At 70.6% G+C, this 14301-nt stretch carries 11 protein-coding genes and 2 tRNA genes; 9 read left to right on the top strand and 4 right to left on the bottom strand.

The window, feature by feature from the left end:
- The first annotated feature begins 272 nt into the window (after positions 1-272).
- From gyrB to ACZ79I_RS19890, 4 genes are all read left to right on the top strand, one after another.
- The gene (gene gyrB / locus ACZ79I_RS19905) at positions 273-2357 is read left to right on the top strand and encodes a DNA topoisomerase (ATP-hydrolyzing) subunit B (protein ID WP_471498850.1); all 2085 of its coding nucleotides are present in this window, start codon (positions 273-275) and stop codon (positions 2355-2357) included.
- Between the two features lie 42 nt (positions 2358-2399).
- The gene (gene gyrA / locus ACZ79I_RS19900; RefSeq protein ID WP_471498849.1) at positions 2400-4994 is read left to right on the top strand and encodes a DNA gyrase subunit A; all 2595 of its coding nucleotides are present in this window, start codon (positions 2400-2402) and stop codon (positions 4992-4994) included.
- A gap of 18 nt (positions 4995-5012) precedes the next feature.
- Positions 5013-5744 carry a DUF3566 domain-containing protein gene (locus tag ACZ79I_RS19895; protein WP_471498848.1) on the top strand — a complete coding sequence of 244 codons (732 nt, stop codon included), beginning with the start codon at positions 5013-5015 and terminating at the stop codon, positions 5742-5744.
- Positions 5745-5858: 114 nt separating this feature from the next.
- Positions 5859-5935 (top strand) — tRNA-Ile (locus ACZ79I_RS19890).
- Between the two features lie 162 nt (positions 5936-6097).
- Here ACZ79I_RS19890 and ACZ79I_RS19885 read toward each other — a convergent pair.
- Positions 6098-6460 carry a DUF6344 domain-containing protein gene (locus ACZ79I_RS19885; RefSeq protein WP_471498847.1) on the bottom strand — a complete coding sequence of 121 codons (363 nt, stop codon included), beginning with the start codon at positions 6458-6460 and terminating at the stop codon, positions 6098-6100.
- Between the two features lie 347 nt (positions 6461-6807).
- Between ACZ79I_RS19885 and ACZ79I_RS19880 the strand changes: the two genes are divergently transcribed.
- Positions 6808-6936, top strand: coding sequence for a DLW-39 family protein (locus ACZ79I_RS19880; protein WP_003999697.1), 129 nt, complete (start codon positions 6808-6810; stop codon positions 6934-6936).
- Positions 6937-7257: 321 nt separating this feature from the next.
- Positions 7258-8607 (top strand): hypothetical protein, encoded by a 1350-nt coding sequence (locus ACZ79I_RS19875; RefSeq protein WP_471498846.1) that lies wholly within the window; start codon positions 7258-7260, stop codon positions 8605-8607.
- 74 nt (positions 8608-8681) lie between these two features.
- On the opposite strand, the gene ACZ79I_RS19870 is transcribed toward ACZ79I_RS19875, so the two are convergent.
- Complete coding sequence (locus ACZ79I_RS19870; protein WP_471498845.1) at positions 8682-10400, bottom strand: serine/threonine-protein kinase; 1719 nt, start codon at positions 10398-10400, stop codon at positions 8682-8684.
- Positions 10401-10494: 94 nt separating this feature from the next.
- Positions 10495-11043 carry a helix-turn-helix domain-containing protein gene (locus ACZ79I_RS19865; protein ID WP_381078968.1) on the bottom strand — a complete coding sequence of 183 codons (549 nt, stop codon included), beginning with the start codon at positions 11041-11043 and terminating at the stop codon, positions 10495-10497.
- A gap of 181 nt (positions 11044-11224) precedes the next feature.
- Between ACZ79I_RS19865 and ACZ79I_RS19860 the strand changes: the two genes are divergently transcribed.
- Positions 11225-11297: transfer RNA gene (locus tag ACZ79I_RS19860), tRNA-Ala, on the top strand.
- A 452-nt stretch (positions 11298-11749) separates the two neighbouring features.
- On the opposite strand, the gene ACZ79I_RS19855 is transcribed toward ACZ79I_RS19860, so the two are convergent.
- A complete protein-coding gene (locus ACZ79I_RS19855) occupies positions 11750-12451 on the bottom strand; it encodes a DUF5324 family protein (RefSeq protein ID WP_471498844.1) in 702 nt (233 codons plus the stop codon).
- A gap of 285 nt (positions 12452-12736) precedes the next feature.
- Between ACZ79I_RS19855 and ACZ79I_RS19850 the strand changes: the two genes are divergently transcribed.
- Positions 12737-13270, top strand: coding sequence for a peptidylprolyl isomerase (locus ACZ79I_RS19850; protein ID WP_471498843.1), 534 nt, complete (start codon positions 12737-12739; stop codon positions 13268-13270).
- A gap of 95 nt (positions 13271-13365) precedes the next feature.
- Positions 13366-14286 (top strand): rhomboid family intramembrane serine protease, encoded by a 921-nt coding sequence (locus ACZ79I_RS19845; protein WP_471498842.1) that lies wholly within the window; start codon positions 13366-13368, stop codon positions 14284-14286.
- Positions 14287-14301 lie beyond the last annotated feature (15 nt).

Genomic DNA, 14301 nt, shown 5'->3' with positions numbered 1-14301 from the left:
TAGCCAAGGGTTGACAGCCGGAAGCGCTGAGTGCCGCTCAGAGCCCCTTGGAGCCCCGTTCCGCATATGGGGAGTCGGGTGAGACCGGTTGAGGGCGGCACATGCGGACTCAGGTACCGGCAAACCCCCATCACTGTCGGCGCTACCGGTAGACTGGGAGACAATCCCGCCCCGATCGTGGGGACCGTCCGGGTAGAGCTGAGCAACGCTGATCAAGGCTTACCAACGCAACATGCCGCAGCCGCTCCGGCAACCGCCGACGAGCCTGGCTTGTGCTGTGCCAGAAAGGGCGCTTCGTGGCCGATTCCGGCAACCCCAACGAGAACATCCCGTCCACCGACGCCGGCGTGCACGCCGAGGTCACCTCGCCCACAGGCGAGGTGACCGCTTCGTACGACGCCAGCGCGATCACCGTCCTCGAGGGTCTGGACGCGGTCCGCAAGCGACCCGGTATGTACATCGGCTCGACCGGTGAGCGCGGTCTGCACCACCTCGTGTACGAGGTCGTCGACAACTCCGTCGACGAGGCGCTGGCCGGGCACGCGGACACCATCGACGTCACGATCCTTCCCGACGGCGGGGTACGGGTCGTCGACAACGGCCGTGGCATCCCGGTCGGCATCGTCCCCTCCGAGGGCAAGCCGGCCATCGAGGTCGTGCTGACGGTCCTGCACGCGGGCGGCAAGTTCGGCGGCGGCGGCTACGCGGTCTCCGGCGGTCTGCACGGCGTGGGCGTCTCCGTCGTGAACGCCCTCTCCAGCAGGGTCTCGGTCGAGGTCAGGACCGATGGCCACCGCTGGACGCAGGACTACAAGATGGGTGTCCCGACGGCCCCGCTCGCGCAGCACGAGGCCACGGTCGAGACCGGTACCTCCGTCACCTTCTGGGCCGACCCGGACATCTTCGAGACCACCGAGTACTCCTTCGAGACGCTCTCGCGGCGCTTCCAGGAGATGGCGTTCCTCAACAAGGGTTTGACGATCAAACTCACTGACGAGCGCGAGTCGGCGAAGGCCGTGACCGGTGCGGACGAGGCGGGCGCGGACGAGAAGGACGAGGTCAAGGCCGTCACGTATCACTACGAGGGCGGCATCGTCGACTTCGTGAAGTACCTCAACTCCCGCAAGGGAGACGTGGTGCACCCCACCGTCATCGACCTGGAGGCGGAGGACAAGGACAAGAGCCTGTCCCTCGAGGTCGCGATGCAGTGGAACAGCGGCTACAGCGAGGGCGTGTACTCCTTCGCCAACATCATCCACACGCACGAGGGCGGTACGCACGAGGAGGGCTTCCGCGCGGCCCTCACCAGCCTGATCAACAAGTACGCGCGCGACAAGAAGCTGCTGCGCGAGAAGGACGACAACCTCACCGGTGACGACATCCGTGAGGGGCTGACGGCGATCATCTCGGTCAAGCTGAGCGAGCCGCAGTTCGAGGGCCAGACGAAGACCAAGCTGGGCAACACGGAGGCGAAGACCTTCGTGCAGCGGGCGGTCTACGAGCACCTCAACGACTGGCTGGACCGCAACCCGGTCGAGGCCGCGGACATCATCCGCAAGGGCATCCAGGCGGCCACCGCGCGGGTGGCGGCCCGCAAGGCGCGTGACCTGACCCGGCGCAAGGGCCTCCTGGAGTCGGCGTCCCTGCCGGGCAAGCTGTCGGACTGCCAGTCGAACGACCCGACCAAGTGTGAGATCTTCATCGTCGAGGGTGACTCCGCCGGCGGCTCGGCCAAGTCCGGCCGCAACCCGCAGTACCAGGCGATCCTCCCGATCCGCGGCAAGATCCTCAATGTCGAGAAGGCCAGGATCGACAAGATCCTGCAGAACCAGGAGATCCAGGCGCTGATCTCCGCCTTCGGCACGGGTGTGCACGAGGACTTCGACATCGAGAAGCTCCGCTACCACAAGATCATCCTGATGGCGGACGCCGACGTCGACGGCCAGCACATCAGCACACTGCTGCTGACCTTCCTCTTCCGTTTCATGCGGCCGCTGGTCGAGGCCGGGCACGTGTACCTGTCCCGTCCCCCGCTGTACAAGATCAAGTGGGGCCGGGACGACGTCGAGTACGCCTACTCGGACCGCGAGCGCGACGCACTGATCGAGATGGGCCGCCAGCGCGGCAAGCGGGTCCGCGAGGACTCGATCCAGCGCTTCAAGGGCCTCGGCGAGATGAACGCCGAGGAGCTGCGCGTGACCACGATGGACCAGGAGCACCGGGTTCTCGGCCAGGTCACCCTGGACGACGCCGCCCAGGCCGACGACCTGTTCTCGGTCCTCATGGGCGAGGACGTCGAGGCGCGCCGCGCGTTCATCCAGCGCAACGCCAAGGACGTCCGTTTCCTCGACATCTGAGTCGGTCCCAGCTGACCGCACCAGGAAGGATCCCCACCGGCAATGGCCGACGAGAACATTCCAGTCACCCCTGAAGAGGGCGGCGAACTCGCGATGCGTGTCGAGCCCGTCGGGCTCGAGACGGAGATGCAGCGCTCGTACCTCGACTACGCGATGTCCGTCATCGTCTCGCGTGCGCTGCCCGACGTCCGGGACGGGCTCAAGCCCGTGCACCGCCGCGTCCTGTACGCGATGTACGACGGCGGCTACCGGCCCGAGCGCGGCTTCTACAAGTGCGCCCGCGTCGTCGGCGACGTCATGGGCAACTACCACCCGCACGGCGACTCCTCGATCTACGACGCGCTGGTCCGCCTGGCCCAGCCGTGGTCGATGCGGATGCCGCTGGTGGACTCCAACGGCAACTTCGGCTCCCCGGGCAACGACCCCGCCGCCGCCATGCGCTACACCGAGTGCAAGATGGCGCCGCTGTCCATGGAGATGGTCCGCGACATCGACGAGGAGACCGTCGACTTCACGGACAACTACGACGGCCGCTCCCAGGAGCCGACGGTCCTTCCGTCCCGCTTCCCGAACCTGCTGATCAACGGCTCCGCCGGTATCGCGGTGGGCATGGCCACCAACATCCCGCCGCACAACCTGCGCGAGGTGGCGGCCGGCGCCCAGTGGTACCTGGAGAACCCGGACGCCTCGCACGAGGAGCTGCTCGACGCCCTCATCGAGCGGATCAAGGGCCCGGACTTCCCGACGGGCGCCCTGGTGGTGGGCCGCAAGGGCATCGAGGAGGCCTACCGCACCGGGCGCGGCTCGATCACCATGCGCGCGGTCGTCGAGGTCGAGGAGATCCAGAACCGCCAGTGCCTGGTGGTCACCGAGCTGCCCTACCAGGTCAACCCGGACAACCTCGCGCAGAAGATCGCCGACCTGGTCAAGGACGGGAAGATCGGCGGCATCGCCGACGTCCGCGACGAGACGTCCTCGCGCACCGGCCAGCGGCTGGTCATCGTGCTCAAGCGGGACGCGGTCGCCAAGGTCGTCCTGAACAACCTCTACAAGCACACCGACCTGCAGACGAACTTCGGCGCCAACATGCTGGCGCTCGTCGACGGGGTGCCGCGCACCCTGTCCCTGGACGCGTTCATCCGTCACTGGGTGGCGCACCAGATCGAGGTCGTCGTCCGCCGTACGCGTTTCAGGCTGCGCAAGGCCGAGGAGCGTGCGCACATCCTGCGCGGCCTGCTGAAGGCCCTGGACGCCATCGACGAGGTCATCGCGCTGATCCGGCGCAGCGACACGGTCGAGATCGCCCGCGAGGGCCTGATGGGCCTGCTGGAGATCGACGAGATCCAGGCCAACGCCATCCTCGAGATGCAGCTGCGGCGCCTCGCCGCCCTGGAGCGACAGAAGATCGTCCAGGAGCACGACGAACTCCAGGCGAAGATCCGCGAGTACAACGAGATCCTCGCTTCGCCGGTCCGCCAGCGCGGCATCATCAGCGAGGAACTCGCCGCGATCGTCGAGAAGTTCGGCGACGACCGCCGCTCCAAGCTGGTGCCCTTCGACGGCGACATGTCCATCGAGGACCTGATCGCCGAAGAGGACATCGTCGTCACCATCACGCGCGGCGGCTACGTCAAGCGCACCAAGACGGACGACTACCGCTCGCAGAAGCGCGGCGGCAAGGGCGTGCGCGGCACGAAGCTCAAGGAAGACGACATCGTCGACCACTTCTTCGTGTCCACGACGCACCACTGGCTGCTGTTCTTCACCAACAAGGGCCGCGTCTACCGCGCGAAGGCGTACGAACTGCCCGACGCCGGCCGGGACGCCCGCGGCCAGCACGTCGCGAACCTGCTCGCCTTCCAGCCGGACGAGTCGATCGCGGAGATCCTCGCGATCCGCGACTACGAGGCCGCGCCGTACCTGGTGCTCGCCACCAAGGGCGGTCTGGTCAAGAAGACGCCTCTGAAGGATTACGATTCGCCGCGCTCCGGAGGCGTCATCGCGATCAATCTCCGCGAGACGGAGGACGGATCCGACGACGAACTGATCGGGGCCGAGCTGGTTTCGCCCTCGGACGATCTGCTCCTGATCAGCAGGAAGGCCCAGTCGATCCGGTTCACCGCGACCGACGAGTCCCTGCGGCCGATGGGCCGTGCCACCTCGGGCGTCAAGGGGATGAGTTTCCGTGAGGGCGACGAACTCCTCTCGATGAATGTTGTTCGACCCGGTACGTTCGTGTTCACTGCCACCGACGGCGGGTACGCGAAGCGGACCGCCGTCGACGAGTACCGCGTCCAGGGTCGCGGCGGCCTCGGCATCAAGGCCGCCAAGATCGTCGAGGACCGCGGCTCGCTCGTCGGCGCGCTGGTGGTCGAGGAGAGCGACGAGATCCTCGCCATCACGCTGTCCGGCGGTGTGATTCGTACGCGAGTCAACGAGGTCAGGGAGACGGGCCGTGACACCATGGGCGTCCAACTGATCAACCTGGGCAAGCGCGATGCCGTCGTCGGTATCGCACGTAACGCCGAGGCGGGACGCGAGGCGGAGGAAGTCGACGGCGAGGAGGCCGTGGACGAGATCGCCGAGGGTGCCGCGACGACCGGCACGGACGAGGGTGAAACGCCCTCGGCCGAGTAGCACGAGGAGTGAGTCAGCGTGAGCGGAGCCACGGGCGCCGGACCGACCGGTACGGAGACGGACGGCGGCCATGGCTCCGGCACGGATCAGACCGGCTCCCATCAGTCTCATGGATCCCAGGGGGGAACTGTGACGGACACCCGAGGCCCGCAGACCCAGCAGTACGTGGCTGGAGCGGGCCCGGCCGCTCCGGGCGCCGCGCCGGCCGCACCGGGCGTACAGCCGGCCCCGGGCCAGGGGCCGGCGGCCGCGTCCCCGCTGCCGGGCGAGCGGCAGCCGCAGCAGCCCGCGGGGCCCTACCACCCGCCGCAGGCCTACCCGGCGCAGACACCGGCGGGCGCCGTACGCCGCCCCCGCACCGGCGCGCGCACCACCCCCCGGACGCGCAAGGCGCGCCTCAGGGTGGCGAAGGCGGACCCGTGGTCGGTGATGAAGGTCAGCTTCCTGCTCTCCATCGCGCTCGGCATCTGCACGATCGTGGCGTCGGCGGTGCTGTGGATGGTCATGGACGCCATGGGCGTCTTCTCGACGGTCGGCGGCACGATCTCGGAGGCCACCGGCTCGAACGAGTCGAACGGCTTCGACCTGCAGTCGTTCCTGTCGCTGCCGAATGTCCTGATGTTCACGACGATCATCGCGGTCATCGACGTCGTGCTGGCGACCGCCCTGGCGACGCTCGGCGCGTTTATCTACAACCTCTCCGCGGGTTTCGTGGGCGGCGTCGAGCTGACGCTGGCGGAGGACGAGTAGCCGGGGTTCCCGGGCGCGCCCCCGAGGGACCCCTGGTTATCGATTTTGGGACTGCCCACGTCGTGCGCTAATCTTCAGGGGTCAGCGCGCGGGACGCACACCGCAGAGCGCGGCGGGGCTATAGCTCAGTTGGTTAGAGCGCATCCCTGATAAGGATGAGGCCACAGGTTCAAATCCTGTTAGCCCCACCAGCGAAGAGACCCCCGACCGGTCATGGTCGGGGGTCTTCGGCATTCCCGGCCGACGCCGACGGCCCGGCACCTTGGAACAGGTGCCGGGCCGTTCGCCGTGGAGGCGTCGTACGCAAGATCGCCCGAGATGTCGTCGTGGTGCCGGGGCCTACGGTGCCGGGGTCACAGCCGCAGGCGCACCGTCGGCTCGATCGAGGTGGCGGGTTCGTGCAGGCTCCTGAGGGCATGGCGGGCGATCGGGGTCGACGCGACGGCGGTCGTGCGCGCGCGGTGGCGGCAGGTCGGGGAGGCTCCGTGGGCCTCGGCGCTGATGCGTTGCTTCATCGTGGGGGGCAGGGACCGGTCGCGCGCCCAGCTGTCGGGAGCGGGCACCGGGAGCGTCGCCTGTGGGCCGCCGTCGTGTGCCGGCTGCGTCTGGGCCACGGCCGCCTCGGCGGTCGTGGTGGCGAATCCGAGCGCGGCGCACAGCGCCAGGAAGGCCGTGACGATGGCGGTCCACAGTTTCATGACCTTGTTCCCGGCCATGACCCCTCACTTTCGGGTTGGTCGATTTGCGTACTTTCCTCATGATGTGTAAGAGGGCTGGGAAGTGGTGGACCGACGCCCGTGGCGCGTCGATCTTCCGATGAACACCACCCGGACGGGCGCAAGAGGCCCCGAACATCCGGTTCGGGTGAGGAGGGCGGTGAACGTCACGTTCTGTGAGGTCTGATCACACGCAGATCGGAGCGTTGCCGTCCTGCCGTACTGGGGTGTGCGGGGCGGCAGTTGAGGGCCGGTGGAGCACCGACGCAGGTCACCGATCGATATCGGTCGGTGTGTATAGTCGGGCGCCAGAGGTCCCCTACGTCAAGGAAAGACGAGGTCGCGCGGTGAAGAAGCTTCTCCTGGTCGCACTGGCCGCCATCGGCGGGCTCCTCGTGTACCGCCAGATCCAGGCGGATCGCGCCGAGCAGGATCTGTGGACGGAGGCGACCGACTCCGTGCCCACGGGTTCCTGAGCCCGACGGACGACAGAATCAGAGCAGGCCCCGGCCGTCGATGCGGTCGGGGCCTTGTGTTGCCCCGGAGACGGGGCGGGTGTAGAGGGCGTCGGCATGGAGCACGCCCCTTGCCCGGTGTCCTGGGGAGGCCGTTTCGGCCGCTCGTACGCAATGCGCGGGTGCCGCCGTGTCGTGCGGTGCAGGATGGGCGACGGTCCGGGCGGCGTACGACGGGGGTGGCGGGTGATGAGGCGGCGCACGGAGCCTGGCTGCGGGGCGCTCCGGCGGGGCCGGACGCCGGCACGCGCGGCGGTCGCCCTGTGCACGGCGGTGCTCGGCGTGAGCGTGGCGCTCCCCGCGCGGGCCGCCACGACCGCCATGCCGGGGGCCGCCGCGCCTGCCCCGTACGCGTTCGACCCCGGCGCCCGGACCGTCGAGGGCGCCACCGGCACCGTGGGCGCCGTACGCCTGGACCCCGGGCGCACCTACCGGAGCAGCGTGCCCGCCGACGGCAAGCGCTACTACCGCCTCGACCTCGACGCCACCGCCACCGCCTACGTCTCCGCGACGGCCGTCCCCAGGGCAGGCGCTGCGGTCTCCTCCTCCGACGGTCTCAAGGTGTCCGTCCAGGACGCCGACGGCACCCTGTGCTCCTCGGGAACCACCCACGTCGGCCCCACCCAGAGCCCGCACCCCATCGCCGCGTGGGCGGCCCGGGAGACCGGTCCGGGCACCTATGTGTGCCGGCGGGCGGGGGTCTACTACGTGGTCGTCGAACAGCGCGACCTGTCCGCCCCCGCGTCCGGGGACTGGGACCTGGAGCTGGACTACGTGTCCGAACCCGCCCTGCGGCAGCCGGGCGGGACGGCCCCGCCCGGTGCCTGGGACTCGGCGACACCGCAGCCCCTCGCGGGTGACGCGACACGGCGCGCGGGCGGAGCCGGCTTCGCCACGGCGAGCGCCCTCGGGCAGGGCGTCTGGCAGGACGCGATACGGCCGGGGCAGACCCTCTTCTACAAGGTGCCCGTCGACTGGGGCCGGCAACTGTCCGCCACCGCCGAGCTGGGCGGCTCCACCGCAGGCTCCGGCTATGTGGGCACCGCCATGGTCATGTCGCTGTACAACCCGGTCCGCGCGCACGTCGACGACGCCGACGCCGGTTACAGCGGCGCCCCGGCATCGGCCGCGCTCGATCCGCTGCCGCCCGTCGAGTACGCCAACCGCCACGCCGTCGGCAGCAGGGCGAGCGGGATGCGGTTCGCCGGCTGGTACTACCTCGCGGTGCACCTGGGCGCACCGGTCGCGGACAGGTTCGGGCAGGGGCCGTTCACGCTGACGCTGCGCGTGCGGCTGAGCGGAACGCCGGCGTCCGGTCCGGCCTACGCGGGACGGCCGTCACCGCGGGACGTGTTCGAGGTGACGGCGGCGGACCGGCAGGAGGCGGCGGCCGGGGCGGAGGAGGGAGGCGGCGGGGGAGACCGCGCCGCCGGCACCGGGGGCGACGTGCCGCGGGCCGACGGCGACGGGGACGGCGGCAGCGGGAGCCGGAGCGAAGGCGGGGGACCGGACAGCCGCACGATGAAACTGGTCGCCGTGGGCGGCATCGGCACCGGGAGCGTCCTGGTCCTGGGGCTCGCGCTGTGGACCCTGGCCGCCCGGCGGCGGGTGCGCGGCGGCCGGCACGGATGACGACCGGGAGGCCGGCGCGGGCCGGGCGAGAGGGTGAGAAGGGCGAGTGGGGCCGGCGAGAGGCCGGGTGGCCGCTACAGCCGTGAGAGGGCCCAGAACCCCACCGCGAAGCACACGAGCGCGACGAGCAGGACCGGCACGGCGACCTTCGCAGGAGGCCCCGGCCGGCGTGCGGTGGGTCGCCTGTGGTGCCGTGTGATCTGCTGCGGCTGTGTGGGGGCGTACGAGGACGGGACGGCGTACGCGGCGTGGACGGACTGCGGCAGCGCCCTGCCGGGGACCGCGGGCGGACCGGGGGAGGACGAGGACGGCCGCGGGGGCTCGTGACGCGGACCGGGGGAGGACGAGGACGGCCGCGGGGGCTCATGACGCGGGACGGGGGAGGGAACCGTGGGCACCGCCGGTGCCGTGGGAACGGGGGCCGGGGCCATGGCCCCGGCGGACGGGGCGGGCGGCTGCCCGAGCGGGCCCTGCAGGGCACCCAGCGCCTCACGCGGCAACGGCGGCGGCAGATGGAAGCTCCCCGTGTCCGACATGGTCGACGGCTGCCGGGCCGGCGCCGGATCGACGGCGGGCCTGGGTGGTACGGCGGGAGGCGTGGAGTCCGGCCGCATCGCGCTGGGCGCAGCGCCGGGCGCCACCCCGGACGTGCTGTCGCCGGTGTTGGTGCCGGTGCCGGTGCCGTGTCCGCCGCCGGTGCCGGAGGCAGAGGCGGCCGGGGCGGTCGTGGGCCGCGGCGGTATCGGCCCGGTCGTGGGCCGTGCCGGTCCGCCGTCCGTTCCGGAGCCGTGGGCGTGCGGCGGCTGCGGCGCGGAACCCGCGCCGGCGGACGCCGTCACCGGCCGGCCGGACGGGCCGCCCGGCGCGCGGAGCGGGGCCACGGCCGATCCGTTCGTCACTCCCGATGCCGTACGCAGCGGTCCCTCGGGCCCGAACCCGGCGGGGAGCGGCCCGAGTTGGTCGAAGATCTCCACCTGCTCGTCATCGGGGCCGGGCTCGGGCAGCAGCTCCGCGGCAGTGGCGAGGGCCTTGCGCGCGCCCGTGGCGGTGCGGAACCGCGCGGCCGGGTCCGGCTGCAGCAGCGTTGCCACGACCTCCCACAGGGGCCCGGGAATCCCGCGGGGCGGCCCCGGTGTGCCGTTGGCCGTGAAGTGCGCGACGAGCGCCTTGGCGTCCGGCTTGGCGCCCTCCAGAAGGTAGAGCGCGACCAGGCCCACGGCGAACAGATCCGCCGTGAAGTCCGGGTCGGCGCCCATCAGCTGCTCGGGGGCGAGATAACCGGGCGTACCCACCACGTAGTCGGTCTCGGTCAGCCGCGGCTCGCCCAGGCGCATGGCGATGCCGAAGTCCGACAGCCGCAGCCGGGGGCGGGCGGTGCCGGTGGCCTCCAGGAGCACGTTGGCGGGCTTGATGTCGCGGTGCACGACCCCCTCCGCGTGCACGGCGGCGAGCCCGGACAGCAACTGGTCCAGCAGCACGCAGACGAAGCGCGGAGGCAGCGGGCCGTAGTCGCCGACGAGATGGACCAGCGAACCCCCGGTGACCAGGTCCATGGTGAACAGGACCTTGTCGTCGTCCGCGGCCCAGCTGGCGGGCGCGAGCACATGGGGGTGGTCGATCCGCAGCGCCTGCTCGCGCACGAACCGCAGCAGCGCGTGCGCGTCGCTCTGCTGCAGGACCTTGGCGGCCACATAGCGCCGCCGCCGGTGGTCCCAGGCGCGCCAGACCGCACCGACTCCCCCGCGCCCGATGGGATCGACCAGTTCGTACCGCCCGGCGAAGACCTCACCCATGGTCGTGCGTCGCTCCCCCTTCCGGCCTCCGGACGGCGCCGGGGACTCCCGCGCACCCCCCGGCGCGGGAGTCCCCGGCGGCCGGGGCGTCGGCTCAGCTCTGGTGGGACTGGTAGTGGGCGACGGCGTCGGAGGTACGGCCGGCGCCGTACACCCGGAGGAACTCTGCCAGCTCCGGGTGGGTCGGGGCGAGGGTGTCCGCCGCCTCGATGATGTCGCCGGCCGCCGCCACCGAGCGCAGCAGGGACTGGATCTCGCGCACCACCCGCTTGACCGTCGGCGCGCCCGAACTGCTCGTCGACTGCGTGGCGTTGCTCAGCACGGACCCCCCCTGCGACTTCCTGATCTCGTCCATCCGCTCGGTCGCCTCCGCGGCGCTCACGCTGCCGTCCGCGACCTGCCCCGCCAGGTCCTGCAGCAGCTGCACCCGCTGGACCACCGCGGGATTGCCGATCTTGGCGCGCTGACCACTCATCAGCTGCGACAGCATGGGAGCGGACAGTCCCAGCACCCCCGCGAGACGAGCCTGGTTGAGACCCAGATCGTCGATGAGCCTACGGAAGAGCGCCCCCAACGGCTCCCCGTACCAGTTCCGCTGCAGCTCCCGCGCTCTTGCGGTGGCTTCCTGCTGTGCGGCGTCCATTGCGTCTCCCCATCGCTTCCCCAACTACCGCGGTTCGCTGTAGCGAACCACGACGAGCATCTTACGGAGAGTGGTCGTCCACGGGGACCCCCTAACTTTTTGCGAGATACCGGGGGTGACCCGCTACGCTGGTGCGCAGCGCCCGCCGGTCCGCGTTCCGTCGGCCGGTAGCGCATCCCTCGGGGCCTTAGCTCAGTTGGTAGAGCGCTGTCTTTGCATGGCAGATGTCAGGGGTTCGACTCCCCTAGGCTCCACATCCCGGACCGGTCAGGTGCCCCTCGCGGCGGCTGGCCGGTTTTTTGTCGCGCGGTGACCCGGGTCACACGAAAGGTTTGCAGACATTGCATTCCTTTGCGCAAATGACCGTCGGTGCCGGGCCTCCCGGGCTCCCCGGCCGGGCGGTCGCCGGGGCGGCCGGGCGGTCCGTCGCGGGATGAGCGGCCTTGTGTACACGGGTACGGCCGCGGATGCGTAGTCGGGCGAATGCGCTACGCGACCGAAGTCTCCACGGAACGTGCACACGAGGGGCGTTGCAAACGTCATCGGGAGGGGAACGCGTGAACGCTTCCGCACCTCCCGGACGGCTCCGTGCGCGAAAACCGCCGTGGGGCGGGAGACGTTCGCGTCTCCCGCCCCACGGCTGGCCTCACGCTGCACGGCACCACAGGACCCGCGCCGGGCGAACCGGGCGCGGGTCCGTGGAGGTTCAGCGGCGGTCGTCGTGCTCGGGGGGATCGTCCTCGGTCTGCTTCGCCTGCACCTCGGGGTCGAGATCGCTGGGTCCGCTGCCGTCCACCGAGGTGAGGCGGTCGCTCTGCGGGGTCTCCGTGGCGGCGGGCGGCTCCACCAGCCAGTCGGGGTTCGCCTGCCTGTCCCACCACTTCCAGGCGGCGAAGGCGCCGGCGCTCAGGACGCCCATCAGCGCTAGCCTCTTGGCGCCGCGCCGGCACCGGGCCCGCCGCTCCTGCCGGCGCACCAGCCTGCGGATCTGCTGCGGCGAGACCTGGCCGCGCAGCGCGGCCAGCGCCGCGGCACCGCGGGCCACCGCCTCCTCGCGGGCCGGACCGGCCGCGGCGACCGCCTGCTCGATTCTCGGACGGGAGTAATCGGCCGCCTGGCGGGCAGCCTTGCGGGTGTAGAGGGCGGCTTCGTGGGCGGCCTGGTCCACCCTGGGCGGCACATGGGTGCGGGCCTGTTCCAGGCGCGGCGCGAGGTGGGCACCGTACTGGACGCGGGCCTGCTCGGCGGCCTGCGTCATCTTCGGCGCGATACGGACGCGTGCTTCGTGCGCGTAGTGCGCTGCCTTGTCCTTGGCCGTGTCGGCGTAGGGCGCCACCACTTCCGCGGCGTGCAGCACGCTGTCCTTCGCCGAGCCCGTCGCGGCGCGCACGCTGTCGATGCGGGTCACGGGTTCCTCCTCCTAGGTGGCGTACGTATTTCGACTTTCCAGCCTTTTACGGATCATGCCTCCCCAACACCTCCCGGGCATGCGAGGGAGGGCATCCGGGTCATGCGGCTCAAAAGGGGCCGCAGCGGGCCGTGCACCCACGGCGGCCGTCCGGCCTGTCCGTCCCCATCACTGGCCCATCAAGGGAACACTCCGTGCATGTCGGGCCAGAGGTGGCGGCCGGACGACCCACAGGGCGTACCGTGCGAGGATCGGGGGGTCACAGAGGACAACGGAAGGCAGATCGTGGCTGAGCAGCTTTACGCCACCCTGAAGACCAACCACGGCGACATCCAGGTCCGGCTGCTGCCGAACCATGCGCCCAAGACGGTCCGTAACTTCGTCGAGCTCGCCCAGGGCGAGCGCGAGTGGACGCACCCCGCGACCGGTGAGAAGTCCACCAAGAAGCTCTACGACGGCACGGTCTTCCACCGGGTGATCAGCGGTTTCATGATCCAGGGCGGTGACCCGCTGGGCAACGGCACCGGTGGTCCGGGATACCAGTTCGAGGACGAGTTCCACCCGGACCTCGCCTTCGACAAGCCGTACCTGCTGGCCATGGCCAACGCCGGCCCGGGCACCAACGGCTCCCAGTTCTTCATCACGGTCGCGCCCACGGCCTGGCTGAACCGCAAGCACACCATTTTCGGCGAGGTCACCGACGCGGCCAGCCAGAAGGTCGTGGACTCCATCGCCGGCGCCCAGACCAACCCGCGCACGGACCGCCCGGTCAACGACGTGGTCATCGAGTCGGTCGTCGTCGAGACCCGCCAGGGCTGAGTCCGAGGGCACACCGCACGAGGGAACAAAAGCGCCCCGCCCATCCGTCCAAGGAAGGGCGGGGCACCCCGTCGTACGGAAAGGTGAGGGACCCGATGGACCAGGCGCCAGGCAGCCCGCAGGGCCCGCAGAACCGAGAATCGCACGCGGCCCCGGAGCTGCCGGTCTGCTACCGGCACCCGGACCGGGAGAGCGGCATCCGCTGCACCCGCTGCGAGCGTCCCATCTGCCCGGAGTGCATGGTCAGCGCCTCGGTCGGCTTCCAGTGCCCGGAGTGCGTCCGCAGCGGTTCCGGCACCGGACACGCCCCGGGCGCCTCCCGGCCCCGTACGCTCGCCGGCGGCACCGTCACCCAGGACCCGCGCCTGGTCACCAAGGTGCTGATCGGCCTCAACCTGGCTCTCTTCCTGGTCCAGCTGTCGGTCGGCGATCGGTTCACCGAGTCGTTCGACCTTCTCGGCCAGGCGTATGTCTCGTTGTTCGGCTCCGTCGAGGGCGTCGCACAGGGCCAGTGGTACCGGCTGCTGACGGCGATGTTCCTGCACGACCCTCGCAGCTACCTCCACATCCTGTTCAACATGCTCAGCCTGTGGTGGATCGGCGGCCCGCTGGAGGCGGCCCTCGGCCGTGCCCGCTATCTCGCGCTCTACTTCACCTCCGGGCTGGCCGGCGGCGCGCTCACCTATCTGATCGCAGCGCCCAACCAGCCCTCGCTCGGTGCCTCCGGTGCGATCTTCGGGCTCTTCGGCGCCATGGCGGTGCTCATGCGGCGCCTCAACTACGACATGCGCCCCGTGATCGCCCTGCTGGTGATCAACCTGATCTTCACCTTCAACCCGGCGTTCAACATCGCCTGGCAGGCCCATATCGGCGGACTCGTCGCCGGTGTCGTGGTCGGGTACGCCATGGTCCACGCCCCGCGGAAGCGGCGGGCCCTCGTGCAGTACGGAACATGCGCACTGGTGCTGGCCGTCGTGGTGTTGATGACGCTGCTGAGAACCGCCCAGCTCACCTGAGCGGCGGACAGGCAC

The organism is Streptomyces sp. PSU-S4-23 (genome assembly GCF_055632315.1).
The sequence above is the reverse complement of the archived record's forward strand: the minus strand, read 5'-3'. Positions and strand labels throughout refer to the sequence as shown.

Excerpts from the sequence above, each read along its gene's own strand:
- gyrA (WP_471498849.1), top strand. The coding sequence starts at position 2,400 with ATGGCCGACGAGAACATTCCAGTCACCCCTGAAGAGGGCGGCGAACTC.
- ACZ79I_RS19885 (WP_471498847.1), bottom strand. The coding sequence starts at position 6,460 with ATGGCCGGGAACAAGGTCATGAAACTGTGGACCGCCATCGTCACGGCC.
- ACZ79I_RS19870 (WP_471498845.1), bottom strand. The coding sequence starts at position 10,400 with ATGGGTGAGGTCTTCGCCGGGCGGTACGAACTGGTCGATCCCATCGGG.
- ACZ79I_RS19865 (WP_381078968.1), bottom strand. The coding sequence starts at position 11,043 with ATGGACGCCGCACAGCAGGAAGCCACCGCAAGAGCGCGGGAGCTGCAG.
- ACZ79I_RS19845 (WP_471498842.1), top strand. The coding sequence starts at position 13,366 with ATGGACCAGGCGCCAGGCAGCCCGCAGGGCCCGCAGAACCGAGAATCG.